The 25,745-nt window shown below is 75.9% G+C and carries 25 protein-coding genes; 17 read left to right on the plus strand and 8 right to left on the minus strand.

Going from position 1 to position 25,745, the window contains the following annotated elements; all coding sequences use genetic code 11:
- Window positions 1–229: 229 nt before the first annotated feature.
- Window positions 230–730: a hypothetical protein gene (locus tag JK356_RS09885; protein ID WP_201867247.1), complete on the plus strand. Its 501-nt coding sequence runs from the start codon at window positions 230–232 to the stop codon at window positions 728–730.
- 15 nt (window positions 731–745) lie between these two features.
- Here the strand turns inward: JK356_RS09885 and JK356_RS09890 are convergent, their stop codons facing one another.
- Window positions 746–1,681, minus strand: a complete 936-nt coding sequence (locus tag JK356_RS09890) for a LysR family transcriptional regulator (RefSeq protein ID WP_201867248.1) — start codon at window positions 1,679–1,681, stop codon at window positions 746–748.
- Between the two features lie 73 nt (window positions 1,682–1,754).
- On the opposite strand from JK356_RS09890, the gene JK356_RS09895 reads away from it, so the two are divergent.
- Window positions 1,755–1,988 (plus strand): hypothetical protein, encoded by a 234-nt coding sequence (locus JK356_RS09895; protein ID WP_201867249.1) that lies wholly within the window; start codon window positions 1,755–1,757, stop codon window positions 1,986–1,988.
- A 77-nt stretch (window positions 1,989–2,065) separates the two neighbouring features.
- On the opposite strand, the gene prcB is transcribed toward JK356_RS09895, so the two are convergent.
- From prcB to JK356_RS09910, 3 genes are all read right to left on the minus strand, one after another.
- Window positions 2,066–2,911 (minus strand): proteasome subunit beta, encoded by an 846-nt coding sequence (gene prcB / locus JK356_RS09900; protein WP_307815508.1) that lies wholly within the window; start codon window positions 2,909–2,911, stop codon window positions 2,066–2,068.
- A 581-nt stretch (window positions 2,912–3,492) separates the two neighbouring features.
- On the minus strand, window positions 3,493–4,305 hold the full coding sequence (locus JK356_RS09905; RefSeq protein WP_201867251.1) for an ABC transporter permease: 813 nt from the start codon (window positions 4,303–4,305) through the stop codon (window positions 3,493–3,495).
- A complete protein-coding gene (locus tag JK356_RS09910) occupies window positions 4,302–5,246 on the minus strand; it encodes an ATP-binding cassette domain-containing protein (RefSeq protein ID WP_307815509.1) in 945 nt (314 codons plus the stop codon). The genes JK356_RS09905 and JK356_RS09910 overlap by 4 nt, the downstream gene beginning before the upstream one ends.
- A 121-nt stretch (window positions 5,247–5,367) precedes the next feature.
- Here JK356_RS09910 and JK356_RS09915 point away from each other — a divergent pair, with 121 nt between their 5' ends.
- From JK356_RS09915 to JK356_RS09955, 9 genes are all read left to right on the plus strand, one after another.
- The gene (locus tag JK356_RS09915; RefSeq protein ID WP_201867253.1) at window positions 5,368–6,564 is read left to right on the plus strand and encodes a sensor histidine kinase; all 1,197 of its coding nucleotides are present in this window, start codon (window positions 5,368–5,370) and stop codon (window positions 6,562–6,564) included.
- A complete protein-coding gene (locus tag JK356_RS09920) occupies window positions 6,561–7,217 on the plus strand; it encodes a response regulator transcription factor (protein WP_201867254.1) in 657 nt (218 codons plus the stop codon). The genes JK356_RS09915 and JK356_RS09920 overlap by 4 nt, the downstream gene beginning before the upstream one ends.
- Before the next feature lie 41 nt (window positions 7,218–7,258).
- The gene (locus JK356_RS09925) at window positions 7,259–8,032 is read left to right on the plus strand and encodes a TetR family transcriptional regulator (RefSeq protein ID WP_201867255.1); all 774 of its coding nucleotides are present in this window, start codon (window positions 7,259–7,261) and stop codon (window positions 8,030–8,032) included.
- 124 nt (window positions 8,033–8,156) lie between these two features.
- Window positions 8,157–9,152 (plus strand): CoA ester lyase, encoded by a 996-nt coding sequence (locus JK356_RS09930; protein WP_201867256.1) that lies wholly within the window; start codon window positions 8,157–8,159, stop codon window positions 9,150–9,152.
- Window positions 9,153–9,524: 372 nt separating this feature from the next.
- A complete protein-coding gene (locus JK356_RS09935; RefSeq protein WP_201867257.1) occupies window positions 9,525–10,172 on the plus strand; it encodes a phosphatidylserine decarboxylase in 648 nt (215 codons plus the stop codon).
- Window positions 10,173–10,257: 85 nt separating this feature from the next.
- Window positions 10,258–11,043, plus strand: coding sequence for a phosphatidylcholine/phosphatidylserine synthase (locus tag JK356_RS09940; RefSeq protein WP_201867408.1), 786 nt, complete (start codon window positions 10,258–10,260; stop codon window positions 11,041–11,043).
- Window positions 11,044–11,083: 40 nt separating this feature from the next.
- The gene (locus JK356_RS09945) at window positions 11,084–11,731 is read left to right on the plus strand and encodes an MBL fold metallo-hydrolase (protein ID WP_201867258.1); all 648 of its coding nucleotides are present in this window, start codon (window positions 11,084–11,086) and stop codon (window positions 11,729–11,731) included.
- A 30-nt stretch (window positions 11,732–11,761) separates the two neighbouring features.
- A complete protein-coding gene (locus JK356_RS09950; protein WP_201867259.1) occupies window positions 11,762–12,541 on the plus strand; it encodes an exodeoxyribonuclease III in 780 nt (259 codons plus the stop codon).
- A 114-nt stretch (window positions 12,542–12,655) separates the two neighbouring features.
- Complete coding sequence (locus JK356_RS09955) at window positions 12,656–13,081, plus strand: DUF6278 family protein (protein WP_201867260.1); 426 nt, start codon at window positions 12,656–12,658, stop codon at window positions 13,079–13,081.
- Here JK356_RS09955 and JK356_RS09960 read toward each other — a convergent pair.
- Together JK356_RS09960 and JK356_RS09965 are read right to left on the minus strand one after the other, a co-directional pair.
- Window positions 13,057–13,872 (minus strand): GntR family transcriptional regulator, encoded by an 816-nt coding sequence (locus JK356_RS09960; RefSeq protein ID WP_201867261.1) that lies wholly within the window; start codon window positions 13,870–13,872, stop codon window positions 13,057–13,059. The two genes, JK356_RS09955 and JK356_RS09960, sit on opposite strands and share 25 nt — an antisense overlap.
- A 79-nt stretch (window positions 13,873–13,951) precedes the next feature.
- Complete coding sequence (locus JK356_RS09965) at window positions 13,952–14,695, minus strand: hypothetical protein (RefSeq protein ID WP_201867262.1); 744 nt, start codon at window positions 14,693–14,695, stop codon at window positions 13,952–13,954.
- A 233-nt stretch (window positions 14,696–14,928) separates the two neighbouring features.
- Between JK356_RS09965 and JK356_RS09970 the strand changes: the two genes are divergently transcribed.
- Together JK356_RS09970 and JK356_RS09975 are read left to right on the plus strand one after the other, a co-directional pair.
- Window positions 14,929–16,548, plus strand: coding sequence for an FAD-binding oxidoreductase (locus tag JK356_RS09970; RefSeq protein ID WP_201867263.1), 1,620 nt, complete (start codon window positions 14,929–14,931; stop codon window positions 16,546–16,548).
- A 136-nt stretch (window positions 16,549–16,684) separates the two neighbouring features.
- The gene (locus tag JK356_RS09975; protein ID WP_201867264.1) at window positions 16,685–17,629 is read left to right on the plus strand and encodes an endonuclease/exonuclease/phosphatase family protein; all 945 of its coding nucleotides are present in this window, start codon (window positions 16,685–16,687) and stop codon (window positions 17,627–17,629) included.
- Window positions 17,630–17,907: 278 nt separating this feature from the next.
- On the opposite strand, the gene JK356_RS09980 is transcribed toward JK356_RS09975, so the two are convergent.
- Window positions 17,908–18,732 carry a hydrolase gene (locus JK356_RS09980; RefSeq protein WP_201867265.1) on the minus strand — a complete coding sequence of 275 codons (825 nt, stop codon included), beginning with the start codon at window positions 18,730–18,732 and terminating at the stop codon, window positions 17,908–17,910.
- Between the two features lie 58 nt (window positions 18,733–18,790).
- Window positions 18,791–19,561: a Sir2 family NAD-dependent protein deacetylase gene (locus JK356_RS09985; protein ID WP_201867266.1), complete on the minus strand. Its 771-nt coding sequence runs from the start codon at window positions 19,559–19,561 to the stop codon at window positions 18,791–18,793.
- A gap of 23 nt (window positions 19,562–19,584) precedes the next feature.
- Between JK356_RS09985 and JK356_RS09990 the strand changes: the two genes are divergently transcribed.
- From JK356_RS09990 to JK356_RS10005, 4 genes are all read left to right on the plus strand, one after another.
- Window positions 19,585–21,417, plus strand: a complete 1,833-nt coding sequence (locus JK356_RS09990; RefSeq protein WP_201867267.1) for a gamma-glutamyltransferase family protein — start codon at window positions 19,585–19,587, stop codon at window positions 21,415–21,417.
- 375 nt (window positions 21,418–21,792) lie between these two features.
- Window positions 21,793–22,848, plus strand: a complete 1,056-nt coding sequence (locus tag JK356_RS09995; protein WP_201867268.1) for a hypothetical protein — start codon at window positions 21,793–21,795, stop codon at window positions 22,846–22,848.
- 135 nt (window positions 22,849–22,983) lie between these two features.
- Window positions 22,984–24,414 carry an NAD(P)/FAD-dependent oxidoreductase gene (locus tag JK356_RS10000; RefSeq protein WP_307815510.1) on the plus strand — a complete coding sequence of 477 codons (1,431 nt, stop codon included), beginning with the start codon at window positions 22,984–22,986 and terminating at the stop codon, window positions 24,412–24,414.
- A gap of 178 nt (window positions 24,415–24,592) precedes the next feature.
- Window positions 24,593–25,735, plus strand: a complete 1,143-nt coding sequence (locus JK356_RS10005; protein ID WP_201867269.1) for a glycerate kinase — start codon at window positions 24,593–24,595, stop codon at window positions 25,733–25,735.
- Window positions 25,736–25,745: the final 10 nt, after the last annotated feature.

Genomic DNA, 25,745 nt, shown 5'->3' on the forward strand with positions numbered 1-25,745 from the left:
AACCTGGGGAGCCGTGGCGGCCTGGCGCGCCCGGAACCGCCTGGTCAGCGGCGCGTCCGGCGGGCCGCGCCACGGCGCGTGCGCCGGCGCCCGGTGCGGTGCGGCGCGGCTACGCTGGCGCTGGCCGGCTGGCTGTCCTCCGGCCGGGCCGCAGCCGCGCGACCGCGCGGGCCCGTTCCCTCGCTCACCAGAGATTCACCAGACGCAGCAGAGAGACACCGGAGCCGCCATGCGCACGCACGCTCTTCTGGCCGGGCCGCTCGCCCTCACGGCCGCCCTGGCGCTGGGCCCGTCCGCCGCGCTCGCCGGGGCTCCGGTGAGCACCGGAGGCCACCACACCGCCGCCGGCGCGGTGTACGCCGGGCAGCTCCTCGCGGCGAAGGCGGCCACCGCCCCGTACCGGGACGTGGCGCGGGCCGAGTCCGACGGGTACCAGCAGACCTCTCCCTGCACGCCGGAGAAGGGGATCCACTACCTGCGCGAGGTGGCCCAGGGCCCGGAGGAGCTGGACGTGCTGCGGCCCAACGCCCTCGTCTACGACGCCGGCCCGGACGGCACGCTGGTGCTCCACGGCATCGAGTACGTCTCCCACACCCCCGCCACGCTCTTCGGCCAGGAGTTCGAGCAGTCGCCGGCGGTGGGGTACTACACGCTCCACGTCTGGCTGTGGGAGCCCGCACCGCACGACCTCTTCGCGGCCGACAACCCCCGCCTCACCTGCGGCGGCTGACGCCCGCCGGGCCGCTCACGCCGCCGCGCCGAGGGGCCGCAGCGCGTGCCCGGCGACCACCTCGCGCAGCGCGTCGAGCCCCTGCCGCACCATGGGGTGGGAGCGCCCCCCGGGGCGCACGCACGTGAGGATCCGGCGGTGCAGCCGGGGCTGGCCGGTGACGGGCACCCGGACCACGGAGTGGTGCGGCGGGATGTGGCTGAGCCGGGGATAGAGGGAGACTCCCAGGCCGTGGCAGACCATCGCGGAGATTGCGGACCATTCCTTGGCGCGGTGGGTGACGCGCGGGGTGAAGCCGGCCAGCGAGCAGAAGACCATGACGCGCGCGAAGTGGTCGCACGAGCCGGGGACCGGGAGCACCCAGTCCTCGGCGGCGGCTTCGTCCAGCCCCGCTTCGCTCCGCCCGGCGAGGCGGTGGCCGGCAGGGACGAGCAGGTCGAGGGGCTCGTCGAGCAGCGGTTCCTGGTCGAATCGCGCGTCCCCGGGGTGCGGGAAGTCCTCGGAGGGGGCGAGCACGGCGATGTCGGCGTCGGTGGACATCAGCATGTCGAAGCCGGCGGGGGTCTCGCACTCGGTGACGGACACCGTCAGGCCGGGGGCACGCTCGCGCAGCAGGGCGGTGGCCGGGGCGAGCAGGCTCGTGACGGCGCTGGGGAAGCCGCACAGGCGCAGCAGCCCGGCCTCGCCCTGGCGGTAGGACTCCAGGGCGGCGTCCGCCTCTTCCCAGCGGGCCAGCAGCGCCTCGCCGTGCTCGATGACGAGGTGGGCGGCGGCCGTCAGCCGGAGCCGGCGGCCCTGCGGCTCGACGAGGGTGATCCGCAGCTCCTTGGCCAGCTCCCTCAGCTGGTGGGAGACCGCGGAGGGCGTCAGGTGGAGGGCAGCGGCGGCCGCGGTGACGGTGCCGTGCTGGTGGACGGCGCGGAGCACCTGGAGCCGGCGGAGATCAATCATGCAATAATTTTGCACGATTACCCTCAGAAACGTGCGATGGACGTACACGAATCCGGGTCCGAGACTCTCTGGTATGACCTCAGCGATCCCCCTCAGCACCGGCATTGACCCGACTCCGTCCCGCCCCCGGCCGCGCGAGCTCTCGCGGCACCGGGTCAGCGGTGGCCTGGTGGTGTGGAGCCGCTGCTCGTGCGGCCGGCTGCGGATGGCGTACGCGCCCGATGACCCCGATCCCGCGGGCGAGCGGCCGCTGACCGCCGGGGGCGGCACGCCCGGCTGCCCCGACTGCGACCCCGGCCGCGCGTGACGGACGGGCGTGACGGACGGGCGAAGGGCCCGGGGGATGCTGCCCCCGGGCCCTTCGCCCGTCCGTGGTCTTCGCGGTCAGCGCACCGGCGCGCGCGGACCGTCCGGATCGGCGTCGCGGCCCTCCAGGACGGGGCGCGCCAGGGCGGCGACCTCGTCGTCCGTCAGCCGGCGGTAACCGTCCCCGGTGACGGTGGCCACCACGGGGTACAGACCGCGCGCCGCGTCGGGGCCGCCGGTGGCGGTGTCGTCGTCGGCGGCGTCGTACAGCGCCTGGAGGGCGGCGGTGACGGCGTCCGTCTCGCCCATGCCCTCGCGGTAGAGCTTCTTCAGCGCGCTCTTGGCGTACGGGGAGCCGGACCCGGTGCCCGCGAAGGCGCGCTCCTCCTGGTAGCCGCCGGTGACGTCGTAGACGAAGATACGGCCGCGCCGCGCCGTCAGGTCGTAGCCCGCGAACAGCGGCACCACGGCCAGGCCCTGCAGCGCCATGCCCAGGTTGCCCCGGATCATGGACGTCAGGCGGTTGGCCTTGCCGACGAGCGACAGCGGGACGCCCTCGATCTTCTCGTAGTGCTCCAGCTCCAGCTGGAAGAGCCGCACCATCTCCACGGCCAGGCCCAGGCTGCCCGCGATACCGACGGCCGCGTAGTCGTCCGCGGGGAAGACCTTTTCCGTCTCCTTGTGGGCGATCACGTTCCCCGCGGTGACGCGGCGGTCGCCGGCCATGAGCACGCCGTCGGCGTACGTGAGGGCAACGATCGTCGTGCCGTGCGGCACCTCACCGGCGTCCGTTCCGGGCGGCGGGGTGCGGTGCGACGGCAGGGACTGCGGCGAGTGGCGGGCGAGGAAGTCGAGGAACGAGGGCGTACCGGGGGCGAGGAACGACGCGGGAAGCTCCCCCCAGCCGGAGACGTCGACGGACACTGCTCTCCCTTCGTCACGGCGCGCCCGCAGCGGGCGGCACCCATCGTAAGCACCCCGTGAGGCCATGCGGAACGGGACCGCCGGGCGCGCGCAACGCCCTGACGGGCTGTCACCGGCGGGCCTGGATCGACGGCATGAGGAGCTGGAGATCCGGGAGATCACACAGGTGTCGGCCGACGAGGCGCTGGCTCGCTGACGTGCGCGCTCGGGGCTGGCGCCGCGCCTACCGCGGGTTGCTGCCGCAGGATTACCCGGACAGCATCAGCGTGCAGCGCACGGCCGAGCGCCTGCGTTCCGCGGCGCAGCAGCGGCCGGCCCGGTCGGTGCACCTGGTCGCCCGGACCGCCGCCGACGGACATCCTGGGCCGGGCGGATGCCGGCCCTTACCGGCCGGACAGGACTACGGACGCCAGCGGCGCCGGGGACGGCGGGCTGCACGCGCTGTCCGTGCGCCCGGCGTTTCCACCGGCGCGGGACGGAGCGGACGGCCGGGATCGCGGGGACGCGGGTGACCGAAGCGCGGGACGCGGCGGCGCTGCCGGCGGCACGGTGACCGCGGGCCGCGCCGCCGGGCGGGGGCGTCAGGCCTCGTGACGGCGCAGCACGGCGCAGCCGGCCGCGAGGACGGCGGCGGACCACGCCAGCAGCAGAAGCACCGCCGTGCCCGGGCCGTAGTCCCGCGTGAACCGCTCCGCCCCTGACTGCGCGACGAGCCGCATCAGCACCAGGCCCGCCTGGTCGGGGAAGAACTGCAGCACGCTGCGCAGCACCGGAACATTCCCCAGCCCCTGCGAGCTGAGGAACAGCAGCGGCAGCAGCAGCCCCAGGGCGCGTGCCGAACCGCGCAGCACCATGGCGGCGCCCAGGCTGATCAGCGTGATCAGCGTCAGGTACAGCCACGCCCCGGCCAGGGCCCAGATCGTCCCGTGTTCCCGCAGCCCGCTGGCCCGTTCGCCCAGTACCGCGCGCGTCACCCCGTACGTCGCCGCCACGGTCACCAGGGACACCGCCGCGGCCGGGACCGCGGCAGCCAGCGCCTTGCCCGCGAAGAACCGCCCGCGCCGGGGCACCGCCAGCAGCGAGGCCCGCAGCAGCCCGCCGCGGAACTCACCGCCCGCGGCGAGCACCCCGAAGACCACCAGCCCGAGCTGCGCCAGCGTCAGGCTGAGCAGCGAGGGGAACAGCGGGTGCATCCGCGCCAGCTCGTCGTCCGGTGCGCCGTCCGGCTCGTCACCGGCCTGCCCCGCCGCCACCATCACGCCGAACGCCACCCCCAGCAGCGGGACCGAGGCCAGCGCCCAGCGCGCGGCGGGCAGGGTGAGCACCTTCGCCCACTCGGCGCGCACGATATCCCGCAGACCGTTCCCCCGGCCCTCGCTCCGGCCGCCGCTCACCGCCGCACCCCCTCGCCAGCGCCGTCAGCCCCGTCCGGGCGGCAAGCGCCGTGCTCGCCGTCGTCCCCGGTCAGCCGAAGGAACGCCTCCTCCAGGGAGGCCGCGAGGGCCACGACCTCGTGCAGCGGCACCCCGGCCGCCGCCGCGACCTCTCCCACCCGCGCGGCGGGCACGCCGTACGCCCGCAGCGCGCCGTCCGGCCCGGGCGCGGCCTCGATGCCCGCCCCGGCCAGCGCCCGCAGCAGCCGCTCCGGCTCGGGCGTGCGGACCCGCACCCGGGCGCCGGAGTGCGTCCGCAGCAGCTCCGCCGTGGGGCTGTCGGCCAGCAGCCGCCCCCGCCCGATCACCACGACATGGTCCGCCGTCAGCGCCATCTCGCCCATCAGGTGGCTGGAGACGAGCACCGTCCGCCCCTCGGCCGCCAGGCCCTTGAGCAAGCCGCGCAGCCACCGGGTGCCCTCGGCGTCGAGGCCGTTGCCCGGTTCGTCGAGCACCAGCGTCGCCGGGTCGCCCAGCAGGGCCGCGGCGATCCCCAGCCGGCGCCGCATGCCCAGCGACAGCGCGCGCACGCGGGTGCGCGCCTGCTCCTCCAGCCCGGTCGCGGCCAGCACCTCCGGCACGCGCCGCGCGGGCAGCCGGTGGGTGCGGGCCAGCCACCGCAGGTGCTGCTCCGCCCGGTGCCCGCCGTGCGGCTCCGTGTCGTCGAGCAGCGCCCCCACCTGGCACAGCGGGCGCGGCAGGTCGCGGTAGCGGCGCCCGCCGATGAGCGCCGTGCCCGCGCTCGGCGGGCACAGCCCGAGCAGCATCCGCAGCGTGGTGGTCTTCCCGGCCCCGTTGCGGCCGAGGAAGCCGGTCACCCGGCCCGGCCGCACGGTGAAGGTGAGGCCGTCCACGACGGCCGCCGTTCCGTAGGTCTTCCGCAGGTTGCTGATGGCGATCACGGGGCCGACGCTAGGGACGGGGCCAGCGCGGCGCTGTCGGCGAAAGTCGCCGCCCGGTGTCCACCATCGTCCCTGGTCCGGCCCTGGTCCGCCCCGCCGCGCGCCCCGTACGCTGAACCGCATGCCCCGGTTCCTCCTCGCCGCCGCCGTGGTGGTGGCGGACACCGCCATCGCCGCCGCCGCGCACGCGGGCGCCGCGCCGGCGTGGGCGCTCGCGGCGTTCGCGGGCGCCGCCGCGCTGCTGGCCGCGGCCGCGCGGCGCTGGCCACCGCTGGCGCTGACCGGTGCGCTGGCGCTGGCGGCGGTCTCCCAGGCGGCCTACTGCTCGCTGCTGTGGACCGCCTGCGCGGCCGGGCACGCCCTCGGCTCCCGGCGGGATGCGGCCCTGGTGGCGGGGGCGGCGGCGGGCAGCCTGGTTGCGCGTGCCGCCGCGCCGGGCGCGGGAGCGGACGCGCTGCCGCACCTGGTCACCCTGCACCTGGTGTTCGTGCTGCTGCCCTGCCTGACCGGCCGTTACCTGGCGCAGCACCGCCGCCTGGTCGAGACCCTGGAGCGGTATGACCGCAGCTGGGCGGAGCGGGAGCGGCTGCGGGAACGGCTGCGCATCGCGCGGGAGGTGCACGACTCCCTCGGCCACCGGCTGAGCCTGGTGTCCGTCCAGGCCGCCGCGCTGGAAGTGGCCGACCTGCCGCCGGAGCAGCGCGAGACGACACGCCATCTGGCGCGGGCGGCCCGCGACGCCCTCACCGACCTGCACGGCCTGGTCGGCGCGCTGCGGGCCGGCGAGCCGGACGGCCCGCCCGGTCCGGCACCGGACGCCGCCGCACTGGCCGGGCTGGCGGCCGAGTTCCGCACGGCCGGGATGGACGTGTCCTTCACCGAGCACGGCACGCCGCCGCCGCTGCCCGCGGAGACGCGCCGGGCCGCCTACCGCGTCGTCGAGGAAGGACTGAGCAACGCGGCCCGGCACGCGCCGGGGCGGCCGGTCGCCGTGTCGGTCACGTGGGAGCCGGACGCCGTGCTGCTGGCGGTCGCCAACCCGCTGCCCGGCGCCGCTCCCGCCGCGCCGCCCGGGGGCGGGCACGGGCTGCGAGGGCTGGCCGAACGGGCCCGCGCCGCGGGCGGGTTCGCCGACCACCAGGTGACGGACGGGGAGTTCCGGCTGCGGGCGATGCTGCCCGCGGCCCCGCGCGCGGACGACCGCCCCGCCGCGCCGCCGGCCGGGCCCGGTCCGGCGCGGACGACCGCGCTGGCGCTGGCCTCCGCCGCCTGCGTGCTGCTGGTGCTGCCCGCGAGCATGCTGGTGGGGCTCGGATGATCCGGGTGGTCGTCGCCGACGACGAACCGCTCATTACGGCGGGCATCCGCGCCGTGCTGGAGTCGGCCGGCGACATCGGCGTGGTGGCCCAGGCGGCCGACGGCCGCGCCGCCGTCGAGCTGGCGGTGCGTCACCGCGCCGACGTGGCGCTGCTGGACATCACCATGCCCGTCCTCGACGGGCTCGCCGCCGCCGGGGAACTGCGGCGGCGCGCCCCTGGCGTGCGGCCGGTGGTGCTGACCGCGTTCGGGACCGAGCCGAACGTGCTGCGCGCGCTCCAGAACGGCACCGCGGGGTTCGTGCTGAAGAACTGCGCCCCCGACGAGCTGATCCGCGCCGTGCGGGCGGCCCACGCCGGCGACGCCTACCTCTCCCCCGCCGTGGCCCGGACCGTCCTCAGCGTCGTCAGCCCCGGCGACGTGCGCAGGCGCCGCGAGGCCGCCGCCCGGCTCGCCGCGCTCTCGCCGCGCGAGGACGAGGTGGCCCGGCTCGTGGCCGAGGGCCTGTCCAACGCCGAGATCGGCCGGCGGCTGCACATGAGCGAACGGACGATCAAGACCTACGTGAGCCGGGTGCTTGCCCGGCTGGGGTGCGCCAACCGCGTCCAGGCAGCGCTGCTGGTGCGCGACGCGGCCGGGCCGCCGGGCGGGTGAGGCGCTCGGCGCCTTCCACCCGGGGGCGGCCGGACACAGTGATGCAGTACGTTCCTTCCATGGTCCAGCCCGCACATCCCGCTCGTCCGCAGGTCTCCCAGCGTCTGAAGGTGCGCCGCCAGCTCGCCGCGGCGGCCATGGAGCTGTTCGCGACGAAGGGGTACGAGGCCACGACGGTGGACGAGATCGCCGCCGCGGCCGGCGTGGCCCGGCGCACGTTCTTCCGCCACTTCCGCTCCAAGGAAGAGGCGATCTTCCCGGACCACGACGACACCCTGGAGCGCGTCAAGGCCGTCCTGGACGCCGCCCCCGCACAGGAGAACCCGATCGACACCGTCTGCCGGGGCATCAAGGAGGTCATGAAGATGTACGCGGCCTCCCCGGCCGTGTCCGTCGAGCGGTACAAGCTGACCCGCGAGGTCCCGGCGCTCCGGGAGCGGGAGATCGCCTCGGTGTCACGCTACGAGCGGCTGTTCACGCGCTACCTGCTGACGCACTTCGACGAGAACTCCCACCACGGGGACGAGCCGCTGCTCGCCGAGGTCGCGGCCTCCGCCGTGGTGACGGCGCACAACCACGTGCTGCGGCGCTGGCTGCGGCGCGACGGCAAGGGGGACGTGGAGGCGGATCTGGACCGGGCGTTCGCGATCGTGCGCAGCGCCTTCGAAGCGCTGCCGGAGACCACGCTGCCCGCCCGGAACGAGGCCGCCTCGGCGTCCGCGCAGGGTGAGGTGCTGGTGACCGTCGCGCGGACCGACGCCCCGCTGAGCGAGGTCATGCGCACCATCGAGCAGGCGCTGCGCGGCCGCGGCTGACCCGGCCCGCCGGGCCTCCAGGGCGCCCGCCGCACCCTCCCGCCGCACCCTCCCGCCGCCCCTCTCCGTATCCCGCGCACCCCTGGCACTTCCCCCGAGGTCTTCCCCAAGGAGCGATCCCACGATGAGCGACCGCGGTCTTCCCCGAGCCCGCCGTTCCTGCCTGGCCGTGCCGGGCAGCAGCCCGCGTTTCCTCGAGAAGGCGCAGGGCCTGGCCGCCGACGAGGTCTTCCTCGACCTGGAGGACGCCTGCGCCCCGCTGGCCAAGGACCGGGCGCGCCAGGCCGTGGTGGAGGCGCTCACCCAGGGCGACTGGGGCGGCAAGACCCGGGCGGTGCGGGTCAACGACTGGACCACGCAGTGGACGTACCGCGACGTCGTCACGGTGGTCGAGGGCGCCGGGGAGCACCTGGACTGCCTGATGCTGCCCAAGGTCCGTGACGCCACGCAGATCCAGGCGCTGGATCTGCTGCTGACGCAGATCGAGAAGGCGGTGGGGCTGCCGGCCGGCGGCATCGGCCTGGAGGCGCAGATCGAGGACGCGGCGGGGCTGGCGCGCGTCGACGAGATCGCCGCGGCCTCGCCGCGCCTGGCGGCCCTCATCTTCGGGCCCGCCGATTTCATGGCATCGCTCAACATGCGGTCCCTCGCCGTCGGCGCGCAGCCGCCGGGGTATCCGGCGGACGCCTTCCACTACCCGCTGATGCGGATCCTGGTCGCCGCCCGCGCCCACGGCCTCCAGGCGATCGACGGGCCGTTCCTGCGGATCCGGGACCTGGACGGCTTCCGGGAATCGGCGCGCCGCTCCGCCGCGCTCGGCTTCGACGGCAAGTGGGTGCTGCACCCGTCCCAGATCGAGGCGTGCAACGAGATCTACTCGCCCTCGCAGGAGGACTACGACCGCGCCGAGCTGGTCCTCGAGGCCTACGCTTACCACACCTCCGCGCGGGGCGGCGCGAAGGGGGCGGCGATGCTGGGCGACGAGATGATCGACGAGGCGAGCCGCAAGATGGCGCTGGTCATCGCCGGGAAGGGGCGCGCGGCGGGGCTGCGGCGCACGACCGCCTTCGAACCGCCGGCGGGGACGGACGGCGGCAGCCCGGACCCGACCCGGCGGTAGCGCCCTCCGCCCGCTTGCGGAGCGCCGTCCGGTCCTGGCGCCGGGGGCAACCGCTGGTTTCCGGATAATGATCACCGCTGCCGCCGGCACCGCCCGTGGCCGCCTCCCGCTCCGCGGCGCGGACAAAAGGGAACGGCCCGCGGCCGCAAGCCGTCCGGCATGCCCCCATTTCAGGCGGCTTGGCGGCCCGGCGCCGGGGAGTTCCGCCCGCGGCCGCGGCGGCATCCGGCGGGCGGAGGCCGTCCCGCACGGCAGCCGGTTATCGCCGCGACCGGCCTGCTGGCTTGCCGAGTTACGGCCCGGCACCTATAGCATTCGCGTAAGCCGCCCGCAGTGTTTCCGCGTGGCTTCTCCCCGCTACGAAGGTCTCCCATGCCTCACCGCTCTGTTTCTCCCACCGGCGTCCGGGTGCGTCTGGCCCGCGGGGCCTCGCCGTGGCTGCTGCCCACGGTGGCCGCGAGCGCCGTCAGCCTGGTACGCGCCCGCCGCTCCGGTCGCTGGGCGGCCGCCGCCGTTCCTGCCACGCTGCTGGCCGCCGGCATGCTGTGGTTCTTCCGCGACCCGGAACGGGAGCTGGGCCAGGGGCGGGTGCTGTCCCCCGCCGATGGCGTGGTGCAGAGCATCCTGCCGCGCGAGGACGGCAGGACGCGGGTGGCGATCTTCATGAGCCCGCTGAACGTGCACGTCAACCGCGCTCCCGTGGCGGGCACCGTGGCCTCGGTCCAGCACATCCCCGGCGGCTACGTGCCCGCGTTCGACAAGGAGAGCGAGAACAACGAGCGCGTGCACTGGCACTTCGACTGCGAACTCGGCGATCTGGAGGTCGTGCAGATCGCCGGCGCCGTAGCCCGCCGCATCGTGCCGTACGTGCCCGAGGGCCGGAAGGTCGAGCAGGGCGAGCGGATCGGCCTGATCCGCTTCGGCTCGCGCGTCGACGTCTACCTCCCGGAGGGCATCGAGCCCGCCGTCACGGTGGGCGAGCGCACGACGGCGGGGGTGACGCGCCTTGACCGTGACTGACCGTGCCAACCGCGCCGAGCAGGCGGCCTCCGAGGTCCGGCGGCGCTGGCGCCCCGAGGCAGGAACCGAGGACGCCGACGAGGAGATGCCGCTGTCGATGCGGCTGTCGATAGCGGACACGCTGACCCTGCTGAACGCGACCTGCGGCTTCCTGGCCGTCTACTTCACGACCACCGGGGTGCTCATCCCGCACCTGGTCCGCCACGGCGACGAGGGAGTGGTGCGCAACAACGCGGCCACGGCCGTGCTGCTGATGCTGTTCGCCTCTGTCTTCGACCTGTTCGACGGCCTGGTGGCCAGGAAGCTGCGCAGCTCTCCCATGGGCGCCGAACTGGACAACCTCTCCGACCTGGTCAGCTTCGGCCTCGCGCCCGCCTATTTCGTCGTGGTGTGGGGGATGGTCGTCGGCGACGTGCACGAACCGCTCTCCGCGCTCGCGGCGATCACGGTGCTGCTCGCCGTCGTGCTGCGCCTGGCGCGGTTCTCCTGCGTCGCCACGCCCCACGGCGTCTTCCAGGGCATGCCGAGCCCGTTCGGGGCGCTCACGGTCGTCTCGATCGTGCTGCTGGAGCTTCCCTTCGTCCCCACGCTGCTGGCGATTCTCGGCGTGGCCTGGCTGATGGCGAGCCGGGTGGAGTACCCCAAGCCGCGCGGCACGCTGGCCGGCGCCATGCTGGCGTGGATCCTGCTGAGCATGACGCTGCTGACCGCCTGGGCCCTCGACGCGCCCGGGGGCGAGCTGATGCTCCAGACCGGGTGCTCGCTCCAGCTGGTGCTGGGCGCGGTGATCCCGCTGTTCGCCATGGCCCGCCGGGTCCACGCCTTCCGCGACCACCGCCGCGAGGCGCGCGCGGGGGCCGGCCAGCCGTAGCCGCGGCGGCAGTGCCGGTGCGGCATAGCAGAATGTGGGCATGGAGCTCACGAAGAAGGGGCACGCCTGCGTCCGGCTCAGCGAGGGCGGCCGGACCCTCGTCATCGATCCCGGCGGGTTCAGCGAGCCGGACGCGGCCGAGGGCGCTGAGGCCCTCCTCGTCACGCACGAGCACCCGGACCACTTCGACGAGGGGCGGCTGCGCGCCGCCCTGGACGCCGACCCGGCCGTGCAGCTGTGGACGCTGCGCAGCGTCGCCGAGCGGCTGTCCGCCGCCTATCCGGGCCGGGTGCACACGGTCGGCGAGGGCGACACCTTCGAAGCCGCCGGCTTCGGCGTCGAGGTGCACGGCCAGCTGCACGCGGTGATCCACCCGGACCTGCCGCGGATCACGAACATCGGGTTCGCGGTGAACGGCGGCGCCGTGTTCCACCCCGGGGACGCGCTCACCGATCCCGGCCGCCCCGTTGACACGCTGCTGCTGCCCGTGCACGCACCGTGGAACAAGTTCTCCGAGGTCGCCGACTACGTCCGGCAGGTCTCCCCGCGGCAGGCGCTGGCGGTCCACGACGCGCTGCTGTCGGAGGCCGGGCTCGCCATTTACGGGCGGAACTTCGGCCCGCAGGGCCCCGGCACGGGCGGCGCTGCCTACGTCCGGCTCGCCCCCGGCGAGTCCGTCACCCTCTGACCCCCTGGCCGAACCGCGGAAGGCTGCCCCATGCGCATCGCCACCTGGAACGTCAATTCGATCACCGTCCGCCTGGAGCGGCTGCTGTCCTGGCTGGAGCGCAGCGGCACGGACGTGCTGTGCCTCCAGGAGCTCAAGTGCGGCCCCGAGGCGTTCCCCGCCGAGCCGCTGCGCGCGGCCGGGTACGAGGCCGCGCTGCACGCCAGCGGCCGGTGGAACGGGGTGGCGGTGCTGTCCCGGGTCGGTCTGGAGGCGGTGACGACGGGGCTGCCGGGCGCCCCGGAGTACGAGGGCGTGGTCGAGCCGCGGGCGGTCGGGGCGACGTGCGGCGGCGTGCGCGTGTGGTCGGTGTACGTGCCGAACGGGCGGGAGGTGGACCACCCGCACTACGCGTACAAGCTGCGCTGGCTTGAGGCCCTGCGGGAGACCGCGGCGGCGGAGGCGGCCGGCGGCGCGCCGTTCGCGGTGCTGGGCGACTTCAACGTCGCGCCCCGGGACGAGGATGTCTGGGACCGCGCGGCCTTCGAGGGCGCCACGCATGTCACGGCGGCGGAGCGCGCCGCGCTGGACGCGTTGCGGGAGACCGGCCTGTCCGAGGTGATGCCCCGGGCGCTGAAGTACGACGTGCCCTTCACGTACTGGGACTACCGGCAGCTGTGCTTCCCGAAGAACCGCGGCATGCGCATCGATCTCGTCTTCGGGAACGCGCCGTTCACCGCCGCCGTCAAGGACGCGTACGTGGACCGCGAGGAGCGCAAGGGCAAGGGCGCCTCGGACCACGCGCCCGTCGTCGTCGACCTGGCGGGCTGAGCCGGCGCCGCGCCGGCCCGCTGCGGGCGGCGCGGCGCCCCATGTTGCCGTGTGTTGCGGCCTGTTGCCGCGTGCCTGTGGCAACCGGCGCCGCCGGGATGCCAGTCTGTGGCCATGAACTTCCCCTTCCTGGAACGCTGGCGCAGGCGACCGGACGAGGCCCCGCCCGGTGTGTGGTCCGATCCTGAAGGGGTCGCGGAACTGCTGTCCGAGTGCGAGCTGCTGCGGGCCCGCGCCGAGAGCGGCGGCGTCGAGCTGGCGGACGACCCCGCCTCGCTGGAGGAGCTCGACCAGTTGCTGCCCCGCTGGCGGGACGACCCGGAGGAGCTGGAACGGCTGGGCAACGACGCGGGCCTGTACCTCGGGACGGTCATCGTCCGCACCGTCCCGGGCGCCCGCTGGGCCCAGGGCTCCGGCGGGCAGCCGGTGGTGGTGATGGCCTCGGGCCGTGAGGTCGACGTGGTGGCCGCCGGGCAGGGGTGGGCGGACGCCGGTTCACCGCAGCTGTCGCAGGTCTACGCGGAGGTCTCCGAGTCCTGACCGGACGCCGCCCACGCGGCGGCCTGCGGCGCCCCGAAGGACAGCGCGTACTCCAGCCGCCAGCGGTCGCCCGGCACCACCGTGTCGGAGGTCTCCACGGCGCGGCCGTCGGCGGCGTAGTGGGTGCGCTCCACAGTCGTGACGCACTGCCCCGGTGAGCAGCCCAGCGCCTCGGCCTCGGCGGTGGTGGCGGGCCGGGAGCCGACGGACTCGCGGGCGCGCACCACCGGGATGCCGATGGCGGCAAACCGCCCGCGCACGCCCCTGCGGGCGTAGGGTCCCCGCTCGGGGTAGGCGACGTCGGTGCCCTCGGTGAGTGCCAGCGGCTCCCAGCTGGTGGAGAGCTGGAGCGGGCGGCGGCCGGCGAGGTACTCGTACTGGGTGCGCATCACCGGGTCGCCCGGCTCGATGCCCAGCCGCGCGGCGACCGGCCCGGGCGCGGGCATGGTGGCCGAGGCGGCCTCCCAGTCGAGTTCGGCGGGCCCGGCCGCGCCCGGGCCGCCCAGCCGCAGCAGCGCGGCCAGCGGGCTGTCCACGGCACCCGTGGAGCGCACCAGGCACCCGGCGGGCTCCCGGTCGCTGACGAACACCCCCAGCCCGAACCGTCCCACGGCGTACCCGGCGGCCTTCAGCACCCGCACGGCCCGGTCGACCGTCTGGTCGCTGGCCGCGTAGACCCGTTTCAGCTCCGTGCGCGAGGGCAGACGGGAGCCCACGGGAAGCCGTCCCTCGTCGATCTGCCGCCGCAGGTCGTCGGCGATCCGCTGGTACACCGGCCGGGTGTCGCTCATCACCGTCTCCTCTCCGGGCCGTCCGCAAGCCCGAGCCGACTGCTGTCGTACCCGCCCGGCGAGGAAATGTCACTTACCGTCAGCTGCGCTTACCAGAGGTGACCTCCGAGGGCGCGGTGGTGGCGGCGCGGGTGACGTCGCCGACGAGCTCGACGACGTCCGGGCCGTAGGCCTGGGAGTTGACCACCCGCAGCAGCAGGCAGAAGTTGCCGCGCGCGCCGTGCTTGCGGGCGAGCCTGGCGTGGTGGCGGGCGAGGTACCGGGCGGCGGCCTGGCTGGTGACGGAGCGCTGCCCGCACAGCAGGAACACCGGCCGCCCCTCCTGGCCGGCCGTCAGCCGGGCCAGCAGCACGTACTCGACGGAGCCGATGTCCAGGCGGTACCGCTCGCCGCCGATGACGAACGCCCCCCGGTCGGGCCCCGGTTCGGCGTCCGTGTTGACGGACACGCCCGGCAGCAGGGAGAACAGGTGGGCGGCCATGCGCCGGTTGGAGACCGGGCCCCCGATGCAGAACTCGGTGCGTTCCCCGAAGCCCTGGCGGGCGCTCTCGCCGGATATGACCTCGGCCTTGGCGCGGCAGTTCTTGATGACGGCGGCGAGTTCGAGGAGCGCGAAGACGTCGTTGCGCGCGACGGCTCCCTCGGCGCCGGTGTCGCGGCCGACGACCAGGACGCACTCGGAGTTGTCCGGCAGCCCGAAGAACCGCTGGACCCGGCGGAGCGAGCGCTCCGTGACGTAGCTCCGGGCCACCCAGCCCAGGATGAGGGCGGCGACCGCGGTCGCCGCCACTGTGATGAGAAGCGTGCGCGCGTCTGCGTTCATGGGCGCGGACTCTACCGGCGCGGCCGGTGGCCGACGAGACCCGTCGCGCCCCGCCCGCGCCCCCGCCCGCGCCTGTCCCCTGCCGTCCGCGCCGGGCGCCTGGCGGTCACTCATCACCCCGGACTCATCACTGCGAGTGAAGCACCGGCGGCCTGGCTCCCCCTAGGCTGCTGGTCACCGAGGCGTGAGTTGAGGCGTCCGGGCCGGACGTTCGCGGGCAGGAGGACCTGGTGATGTCGAATCTCAGCCGTCGTGCCGTGCTGTCGGGAGCCACCGCCGTCGCCGGCGCCGGGGCGCTTCCGCGCCCGGCCCGCGCCGCCGGCGAGGACGGGACACGGGCCGGCACGGCGGACGGCCTGGTCACGGTGCGCCCTGGCGATCCGCGCTACGGCGACCTGGTCGTCGGCAACAACCAGCGCTGGGTCGCCTCCCCCGAAGCGGTGCACCTGGTGCGCACCACCGCGGAGACCGTCGCGGTCGTCGCCGAGGCGGTCCGGTCCGGCAAGCGGCTGTCCGTGCGCAGCGGCGGGCACTGCTACGCCGACTTCGTGTACCACGCGGATGCCGACGTCATCGTCGACCTGTCCACGATGAACCGGATCGGCTTCGACACCGGCCGGCAGGCGTTCATGGTGGAAGCGGGCGCCCGTCTCGGGGAGATCTACGACACGCTCTACCGGCGCTGGGGGGTGGCCGTTCCCGGCGGTGTCTGCCCGTACGTCGGGATCGCCGGGCACGCCACCGGCGGCGGCTACGGCCTGCTGTCGCGGCGGCACGGCGTGGTGGCCGACCACATCGAGGCCGTCGAGGTGGTCGTGGCGGACGAGGAGGAGGGGGCCCGCGCGGTGATCGCCTCCCGCGAGTCCACGGGCGCGCTGCGGGAGCTGTGGTGGGCGTGCACGGGCGGCGGGGGCGGCTCGTTCGGCGTGATCACGCGGTTCTGGTTCCGCAGCGCGGGGGCCTCCGGCCCGGACCCGGGCGGCCTGCTGCCGCGCCCGCCCCAGGAGATGCTCGCCAGCTTCGGCGAGCTGCCGTGGGAGGGCCTGACGGAGGAGGCGTTCACCGCGCTGGTACGCAACTTCGGCACCTGGTACACGGACAACGCCGCCGCGGGCGCGCCGCTGGACAGCGTCTCGGGCGGCGTGTTCCTGCGGCACCGGGCGAATCTGGCGATTCCGGTGCTGTGCGTGATGGACGGTACGGTGCCCGGCGCGGAGGGGATGCTGGCCGAGCACGTGGCGGCCCTGACGGCGGGCACGGGCATGCCGGACCTGCCGGCGCGGCGGCTGGCGTGGCTGGACCTGGTGCGGCTGATCGGCAATCTCGACCCGGGCACGCTGACGGACAGCACCAAGCGCAGCGCCGTGAAGTCGGCCTATATGCGCGGGCCGTTCACGCGCGCGCAGTGCGCCGCGATGTACGCGGCCATGAGCCGCGAGGACTACGCGAACCCGGAGGCCACGGTCACGCTGTACGCGGTGTGCGGCGGCCCCGGCAACGACGTGCCCGAGGACGCCGTCGCCTACGCCCACCGCAACGCCTCCTACCTGGCGCTGTTCGAGAGCTTCTGGTCTGACCCGGGCGAGGACGAGGCGCACCTGGCGTGGCAGCGCGGCCTGTACGCCGACGTCTTCGCGGACAGCGGCGGCTATCCGGTGCCGGGCGACCGGTACGACGGCTGCTACATCAACTCGCCCGACCCGGACCTCACCGATCCGGCCTACAACGCCTCCGGGGTGCCCTGGCACCGGCTGTACTTCAAGGACAACTACGCCCGGCTCCAGGAGACCAAGCGGCTGTGGGACCCGGCGGACGTGTTCCGCCACCGCCATTCGGTGCGGCTGCCGTCCTGAACACGGCGGTTCGGCTGCCGTTCGGCCGGGCGCAACCTTCTCCTCGGCAGCCCCACACGCGCACTCGTCACCCTCGTCACGGCAGTACCGGCGCGCGGCGCTGGAAGACCACTCCGGAACCACAGGGGAGCGAGCCATGGACGTGTCACGCAGACGGGTGCTGGGAGCAGCGGGCGCCGCCGGGGCCGCGGGGGCGGCCGGCCTCCTCGGCGCCGGCCCCGCGACGGCCGGCGGCGGGACGCCGCGCGCCGCCGCGGCGCCGCGGCGGCGGCCGGTGATCGGCCAGGCGACGGGAGACCGGCTGCACGTCATCTCGTTCAACATCCGGTACGACAGCGGCGCCGAGCCCGGCTCGGACGACTCCTGGACGGACCGGCGGCCGGTGCTGGCGGCGTTCCTGGCCACCGAGCGGCCCACCGTCCTCGGCGTGCAGGAGGCGCTGTACCCGCAGGTCACGCAGGTCAGCGCGGATCTGCCGCCGCACTACGACTGGATCGGGCTGGGCCGCGAGGGCGGCGGGCGCGGCGAGTTCATGGCGGTGTACTTCGACACCCACCGCGTCGAGCCGCTCGACTTCGACCACTTCTGGCTGTCTGACACCCCGAACGTGATCGGCTCGGCCACGTGGGGCAACACGATAGTGCGGATGGTGACGTGGGTGCGGCTCCGTGACCGCCGCACCGGCCGGGAGTTCGTCCACGTCAACACCCACTTCGACCACCAGTCGGAGCCGTCGCGGCAGCGCAGCGCCGCCCTGGTGCGCGAGCGGATCGAGGGCTTCCCCGCGGAGCTGCCCGTCGTGCTCACCGGCGACTTCAACACGCCCGCGCCGGGCTCGGAGTCCTACCGGATCCTCACCGGGGGCGGACTGTCGGACGCCTGGCTGGCGGGCCGCCAGCTCACCCCGGGCTGGGGGACGTTCCCCGGCTACGGCGACCCGGTCGAGGGCGGCGACCGTATCGACTGGATCCTGGTCAGCGACCGGGTGGAGGTGCTGGCGGCTGCGATCAACGACTTCCGCGTCCGCGGCCGCTGGCCCTCCGACCACGCCCCGGTGCAGGCCCTCGTCCGCCTGGTCTGACGGCTGCCAGGGCAACGCCAGCAGCCAGCAGCCGGGCCTCCCGGCCGCCGGGCCCCGGCGACCTGCCGCAGCAGCCCCGGCCGCCCCCGCCGCGCGCCTGCGGGGCGGGGGCGGGGCCAGGCCCGGCCCGGCGAGCGCAGCGCCCAGGCGACATGCGGCCCGCACCAGCAGGGAGCCGCCGGACATCAGCACGGTGAGGAGGAGCGGGGCGGCCGCCCGGCGGTCCTTTCCGTGGTCCGCCGGGCGGTACCGGTCGGTGGCGGGTGCCCGCCGTGCCGTCAGCAGCCGGTGCGGGTGGTGCCGACCGCCACGTCGTCGAACCACAGCGTGTCGCTGTCGCCGCCGTAGCTCTCCCATCCCAGCCGCAGGTCCACCAGGCCCGGGCTCCAGTCGCCGCGGCTCAGCCACTGCGAGTCGATGTCCTGGGTCGGCTCGCCGTCGACGGCCAGCCCTTCGACGGGCTCGCCGTCGAGCCACGTCGTCAGGTGTCCGGCCGCCGGGTCGATCTCGAACTCCAGGCAGGCCCAGGTGTCGGTGGGCAGCGGCGCGCTGAGCGCCACGCCGGCCGGGCTCTGCTCGGGCAGGGTGGCGTCATCGGACTCGCGGTTCCACTGGAGCGCCTCGTTCTGGCCGCCCATGCGCAGGTCCCGGGCGCCGTCGTTGGCGTCCTCCATCGCCAGGAACGTCACGTGCTGCGCGGGCAGCGGTGTGGTGTGGCGCACCCAGAACCGCACGTACAGCGGGGAGCCCGCGGGCACCTCGTCGAGCGTGGTGCCGGCGAAGGCGTGGTTGCAGTACCCGCCGCCGCCGTCCACGCGCAGCGACGTGCTGCCGGAGTGGGCGACGGAGGTGTCGATGGCGGCCGTGCCGGTGCCGGAGCAGTCGGGCGCCGTAAAGCTCCAGCGGCCCGAGGGCTCGGTGCCGGTCTGCGACTCAAAGTCCTCGCAGAAACCGTCGGTGCCGCACTCGGCGGCCGGAGCGGCCCCGGCGTCGCCGGAGGCGGCGGGCGCGCCCGCGACGCCGAGAGCGAGCACGGCGGCGGCCGCGGCGGGGACGCGCAGACGCCTGAGCAGGCGCCCAGGTGATTGAGGAGAGCTGGCCATGGTGTCAGGACCTCCAGGTGGGGGGTGAACGCGGCTCTCCTCCCAGCCCGCAGGCACCTTACTCTTCCGCGCGCTCCGGCACGAGACCGCCGCCCGCCCCGGCGATCCGGTCCAGCAGGGCAGGCAGTGACTGTCCGATCGGCTCCCTGATGACCTCGTCGGCCAGCGCGTCGTACGGCGTGGGCTCGGCGTTGACGATGATGAGCCTGGCGCCGCCGCGTGCCGCCACCCCGGCGAGCCCGGCGGCGGGCTGGACCTGAAGGGTGGTGCCCACGGCGATGAAGAGGTCGCAGGCGCGGGCGATCTGCTCGGCCTGGCCCAGCACCTCCGGGTCCAGCGGCTCGCCGAACATGACGGTCGCCGCCTTGAGGATGGCGCCGCAGTCGCGGCACGGCGGGTCCTCCTCGCCCGCCTCGACCCGCGCCAGCGCCTCGGCCATGCTGGTGCGGGCGCCGCAGCCGGTGCAGACGACGGCCCGGGCGGTGCCGTGGAGTTCGAGGACCTTGTGCTCCGGCAGCCCGGCGGCCTGGTGGAGCCCGTCCACGTTCTGCGTCAGCACCCGCACCGGCAGCGCGCGGGCGAGCCGGGCCACCGCCTCGTGCGCGGCGTTGGGGCGGGCGGCGATTTCGGCGTTGTCGCGCCGCAGCAGCCAGGAGCGGCGGCGCACGTCCGGGTCGGTCATGTAGAAGTCGTACGTCACGAGCTTCTCGGCCTCGGGGTCGCGCCGCCACAGCCCCTGGGGGCCGCGGTAGTCGGGGATGCCCGAGTCGGTCGAGATGCCCGCCCCGGTCAGCAGGGCGACCAGGGGACGGCCTCCGTCGCTGCTCATAGGAAAAGCGTATGCTCCGCCGCATGTCTGCCTTCCCTGCCGCTCCCGAGGACTCGTTCACCACGCGGCCCACGCTCCAGGGCACCTTCGGCATGGTCTCCAGCACGCACTGGCTGGCCTCCCAGTCGGCGATGGCGGTGCTGGAGGACGGCGGCAACGCCTTCGACGCGGCGGTGGCCGCCGGCTTCGTGCTGCACGTCGTGGAGCCGCACCTCAACGGTCCCGCCGGCGACCTGCCGCTGATCCTGGCGCCGGCGGGCGGCCCGGTGCGGGTGCTGTGCGGGCAGGGCCCGGCCCCGGCCGGCGCGACCGTGGACCACTTCCGCGCCCTGGGGCTGGAGCTGGTGCCCGGGACCGGGCCGCTGGCGGCCGTGGTGCCCGGTGCGTTCGACGCCTGGATGGTGCTGCTGCGCGACCACGGCACCAAGGAGCTGGCGGACGTGCTGTCGTATGCCATCGGGTACGCCGAGCGCGGCCACCCGGCCGTCGAGCGGATCGGCCGGGCGGTGGCGAGCGTGCGGGAGCTGTTCACCACAGAGTGGACGTCGTCGGCCGAGGTGTACCTGCCGGACGGCGAGCCGCCCGCGCCCGGCGTCCTGCTGCGCAACCCGGACCTGGCGGCGACATGGCGGCGGCTGCTGCGCGAGGCGGCGGGGGGCGCGACCCGCGAAGCGCGGATCGAGGCGGCGCGGCGGGTGTGGCGCGAGGGCTTCATCGGCGAGGCGCTGGTGGCGCACGCCGCCCGGCCGGCCATGGACTCCTCGGGCAGCCGCCACGCGGGCGTGCTGACCGGCGACGACCTGACGGGCTGGGAGGCCGGCTACGAGGAGCCGGTGACCTACGACTGGCGCGGCTGGACCGTGTGCAAGCCGGGGCCGTGGAGCCAGGGCCCGGTGCTGCCGCAGCAGCTCGCCCTGCTGGACGCCGGCATCGGGCCGGAGGCGTACGGCACGCCGGAGTACGTGCACGCCCTCATCGAGGGCAGCAAGCTCGCCATGGCCGACCGCGAGGCGTGGTACGGCGACGCGGAGGGCGCGGACGCGGTGCCGGTGGCGCAGCTGCTGTCGCCCGCGTACAACGACGCCCGGCGGGCGCTGATCGGCCCCGTCGCCTCCCGCGAGCTGCGGCCCGGCAGCCCTGGCGGCCGGCGGCCGCGGCTGGCGGCCCACGCCCGGCGGGCCGTCAGCGGCGCCGCGGTGCCGGAGCAGCCGCTGGGCACGGGCGAGCCCACGGTGGCGCCGACCGGGGAGACCCGCGGCGACACCTGCCACGTGGACGTCGTCGACCGGTTCGGGAACATGGTGAGCGCCACGCCCAGCGGGGGCTGGCTCCAGTCCAGCCCGGTCGTCCCCGGCCTGGGCTTCCCGCTCGGCACGCGGCTCCAGATGACCTGGCTCGAACCCGGGCTGCCCGCCTCGCTGGTGCCGGGGCGGCGGCCGCGGACCACGCTGTCGCCCTCGCTGGCGCTGCGCGGCGGCGAGCCCGTCCTGGCGTTCGGTACCCCGGGCGGCGACCAGCAGGACCAGTGGCAGACGCACTTCTTCCTGGCGGTGGCGCTGCGCCCGCGCGTGCGCGGCCAGCTGGACCTCCAGGGCGCCATCGACGCTCCCAACTGGCACCAGGAGAGCTTCCCCGGCTCGTTCTACCCGCGGCTGGCCGCGCCCGGCCGGGTCGTGATCGAGTCGCGGGCGGGCGAGGTGGTGATCGGCGGGCTGCGGAGCCGGGGACACGACGTGACGGTGGCGCCGCCGTGGACCGAGGGCCGGCTGTGCGCCGTCGCGCGCGACCCGGAGACCGGCGTGCTCTCCGCCGCGGCCAACCCCCGGGGCGCGCAGGGTTACGCGGCGGGCCGCTGAGGCCGCGCACGCGCTCGGGCCGCATGCCCGAAAACCGGCTGTAGCACCGCCGAAACCCGGGATGTAACACGGCAGGGCTTCAGTAGCCGTCATGGCTGAGGAGTCCGCGGAAGTGACCAGGGCCCAGCGGGAGCATGCCGCGCGTCTGGCGTCGTTCACGGCGGAGCTCGGGGCCGTCGCGGCGGCGCTCGACCCGCGCGCGGGCTGGTATGCGGCCTTCGCGCGGCGCTCCCCCGGAGAGCTGGCCGGGTGGCTGGCGGGCGAGGCGCTGCCGCCGTGGGACGTCGCGGACTGCCTGCTGCGCGATCTCGCCGCGGTGCGGGGGCGCGAAGCCGCCGCGCGCACCGCCCGCTCGCTGCGGAGCGCTACGACGCGGTGGTCCGCGCCGAGGACGCTCTGCCCGGTGCGGAGGCCGCGCTCGCGGGGCGTGCGGCAAAGCTGCAGGAGCAGCAGGCCCGGCTGGAGGAACGCGCGCGGCGGCTGGCCGCCAAGGAGGTGGCGGCACGGCGCTCGGGCCGCGAGGAGGAAGCCGGGCGGCTCGCGCTGTCGCGGCGGTGGCTGCGCGACGACGCCAGCCGGGTGGCGGCCCGGCTGGCGGAGCTGTCGGCCCGCCGCGACGCGCTGCGCCCGGCCGCCGCCGGGGAACACGCCCGGCCGGAGCCTTGGCCGCCCCGCGAGAGCACCGCGCCGCCCGCGGCGGCCGCCGCGTTAACCGGACCGCCCCCGCGCCGGGCGCCGCGGGGCGCACGGTTCGCGGGCCTGGACCTGACCGGGCAGCCCGGCGGGCACCCCGGCGAGCGGCCCGCCCCCGCACCGGCCGCACCTCCGCCGCGCGGCGCACGGTTCGCCGGCGCGCCCGCGCCCGCTCCGGCGCGCGACGCCACCCAGCACTCGGAGGAGGACCGCCGCGCGGCCGCCGACGCCACCGCCCGGCTGCGGCGGCTGCGCGCCGAGGGCGACGGCGGCGCCGCGCACGCGCTGCTGACGGAGGCGGCGAACGGCCCCGCCGGCCGCTTCGCCGCTCTCGTCGCCGCGCTCCACGGCGCGGGCATGCCCTCCGATGCCGCGCTGCTGCTGTGGGAGGCGTCGGCCCTGCCGCCCGAGCGGCTCGCGGCGGCGGCGCGGGCGCTGACCGCCACCGGGCGGGACGAGGACTGCGCCAGCCTGCTGCGGCAGTCCGCCGCGCGGCCCGCGCCCGAGGCCGGCTCGGTGGCGGCCCGGCTGTCCGAGGCAGGGCAGACCGACCACGCGCTGGCGCTGCTCGCGTCGGTCGTGCGCGCCAAGACACCGAGCGAGGCGGCGCGCGCGGCGGAACGGGCGCCAGGTGTCGTCACGCCGCTGCTGCTGGACGCGGCCGGCCGCGTCTCGCCCGGCCACCGGTACGCCCTGCTCAGCGAACTCCGCCGCAGGGGCAGCGGGTTGACCGGCTGATCCGCCAGCGGCAGCAGGACCTGCGGCGGCCCCGGGGCACCCGCGGGCGGCGCGGGAGCGCCGCGTATCCTCGGGGGTCCTGGCCGGCCGACCCGGGCGGCCGCTGTGAACCTCACGGTCGAGGGGAGCCGATCAGTGCCGTCCATGCGTGACGTGGTCGTGGTGGGTGCCGGTCCGAACGGGCTGACCGCCGCCGCCGAACTGGCGCGGCGCGGCATGTCGGTGGAGGTCTTCGAGGCGCGGGAGACCGTGGGCGGCGGGGCACGCACCGAGGAGCTGACGCTGCCCGGCTTCCGCCACGACCCGTGCGCGGCCGCGCACCCGCTGGGCGTGGGCTCCCCCGCGTTCCGGAACATGCCGCTGGGCGACTACGGCCTGACGTGGGTGCACCCCGACATCCCGATGGCCCACCCGCTGCCGGGCGGCCGGGCCGCCGTGCTGGCGCGGTCCGTGGGCGAGACGGCGGCCTCGCTCGGCCCGCGCGACGCGGGCGCGTACCGCAGGCTGGTCGCGCCGTACCTGGGCAGGTGGCGCGAGCTGTCGGCCGACTTCCTCACCGTGCCGTGGGACGGGATGCGCCGCTCGCCGGTCACGCTGGCCCGGTTCGGGCTCGCCGGGGTGCAGCCGGTGTCCCTGCTGGCGCGGCGGTTCCGCGACGACCCGGCGCGCGCCCTGATGTACGGCATGGCGGCGCACGCCATCACGCCCCCGTCGACGCCGGTCACCGGCGGCATGGCGCTGGTCTTCGCGCTGGCCGGGCACGAGGTCGGCTGGCCGTTCGCGCGGGGCGGCTCGCAGGCCATCGCCGACGCGCTCACGGGCTATCTGCGCGACCTCGGGGGCGTCGTCCACACCGGCGTGGAGGTGCGGCGGCTCGACGAACTGCCGCCCGCACTCGCCTACGTCTTCGACACCTCCCCCACCGCCATGGCCCGGATCGCCGGGCTGGGCCGGGCCTTCGACAGCTTCCGGTACGGCGCGGCCGTGTTCAAGGTGGACTACGCGCTGGACGGCCCCGTGCCGTGGGAGTCGCCGCAGGCGCGCCGCGCTGGAACGGTGCACATCGGCCCGTCGAGCGGCGAGATCGGCACGGCGCTGCGGGCGGCCGCCGCGCGGGGCCGGGCGCCCGAGGTGCCGTTTCTGATTACGACCCAGCCGACGCTGTTCGACCCCAGCCGCGCGCCGGAGGGCAAGCACGTGCTGTGGGCGTACGCGCACGTACCGAACGGCTGGGACGGGGACCTGACGGACGCCATCGAGCGGCAGATCGAGCGGTTCGCGCCCGGCTTCCGTGACCTGGTGCTGGCGCGCGCGGTCGCCGGGCCGCGCGAGCTGGCCCGGCGGAACGCCAACTACGTGGGCGGCGACATCGCCTGCGGGGCGTTCTCCGGCCTCCAGGCGATGTTCCGGCCGCGCCCGGCGCTGCGGCCGTACGCCACCTCCCACCCGGCGGTCTTCCTGTGCTCGTCGGCTGCCTGGCCGGGCCCGGGGGTGCACGGCATGTCCGGGCACAACGCCGCCAAGGCGGTCTGGCGGCACCTGCGCCGCGTCGCCGCCGCGGCCTGACGCCCCGGCCCCGGCGTCAGCGGTCACGGTGACGATCGCGGTGACGATCGCGGTCGCGAAACAAGGCGACATGTGATCTTCGCCGTGCCCGACGGCCATGGCCTCGGCGGCAAGCGGCCCGGTAGGGTCGCCCCGGCGTGACCCATGTCCGATCGCAACGACTTACAGGGGCAACACCATGACCGAGACGGGGCGCGTGCTGATCGCCGCGGACAAGTTCAAGGGCTCGCTGACGGCGACGGAGGTCGCCGCCCGCGTGACGGCGGGCATCCACCGGGTCCGGCCCGACGCGGACGTCGCCGCGCTGCCGGTGGCGGACGGCGGGGACGGCACGGTTGACGCCGCCGTGGCCGCGGGGTTCACCCCCCGCGAGGCGGAGGTGACCGGGCCGCTGGGCCTGCCGGTGACCGCCCGCTACGCGGTGCGCGGCGGCACCGCCGTGGTGGAGATGGCGCAGGCGTCCGGGCTCGGGCTGCTGCCGCGCGGCGCGTTCGCGCCGCTGACGGCCACGACGTACGGCACGGGCGAGCTGATCGCGGCGGCGCTCGACGCGGGGGCGCGCACCATCGTGCTGGGCGTCGGCGGCTCGGCGACCACCGACGGCGGGGCGGGCATGCTCACGGCGCTCGGCGCGAAGCTGCTGGACCGCGACGGCGACCCGCTCCCGCTGGGCGGCGGCCCGCTGCGCAGCCTGGCGGCAGCGGACCTGGCCGGCCTGGACGAACGCCTGGCCTCGGCCGAGGTAGTGCTGGCCAGCGACGTCGACAACCCGCTGACGGGCCCCCAGGGCGCGGCGGCCGTCTACGGGCCGCAGAAGGGCGCCGACGCGCAGGACGTCGAGCTGCTGGACGCGGCGCTCACCCACTTCGTGAAGGTGCTCGGCGAGTCCGGCTCCGGCCCGCGCGCCGCCGAGTGCGCCCAGGCGCCCGGCGCGGGCGCGGCGGGCGGCGTCGGCTTCGGGGCGCTGCTGGGCCTGGGCGCGACGTTCCGCCCCGGCATCGAGGTGCTGCTGGACGTGCTGGGCTTCGCCGACGCGCTGGCTCCGGCCAGCCTGGTGATCACCGGCGAGGGCTCGCTCGACGCGCAGACGCTGCACGGCAAGGCGCCCGCGGGCGTGGCCTCGGCGGCGCGGGCGGCCGGCAAGCGCGTGGTCGCCGTCTGCGGCCGGCTCGCCCTGGACGCCGAGGAGCTGCGGGCGGCCGGGATCGAGGCGGCCTACCCGCTGACCGACCTGGAGTCCGACCCGCACCGCTGCATGGCCGAGGCCGGCCCGCTGCTGGAGCGCGCGGCCGAGCGGCTGGCGGTCGAGCGGCTGCCCTGACCGCCCGCGC

Source organism: Streptomyces sp. 7-21, assembly GCF_016741785.1.
Lineage (GTDB): Bacteria > Actinomycetota > Actinomycetes > Streptomycetales > Streptomycetaceae > Streptomyces.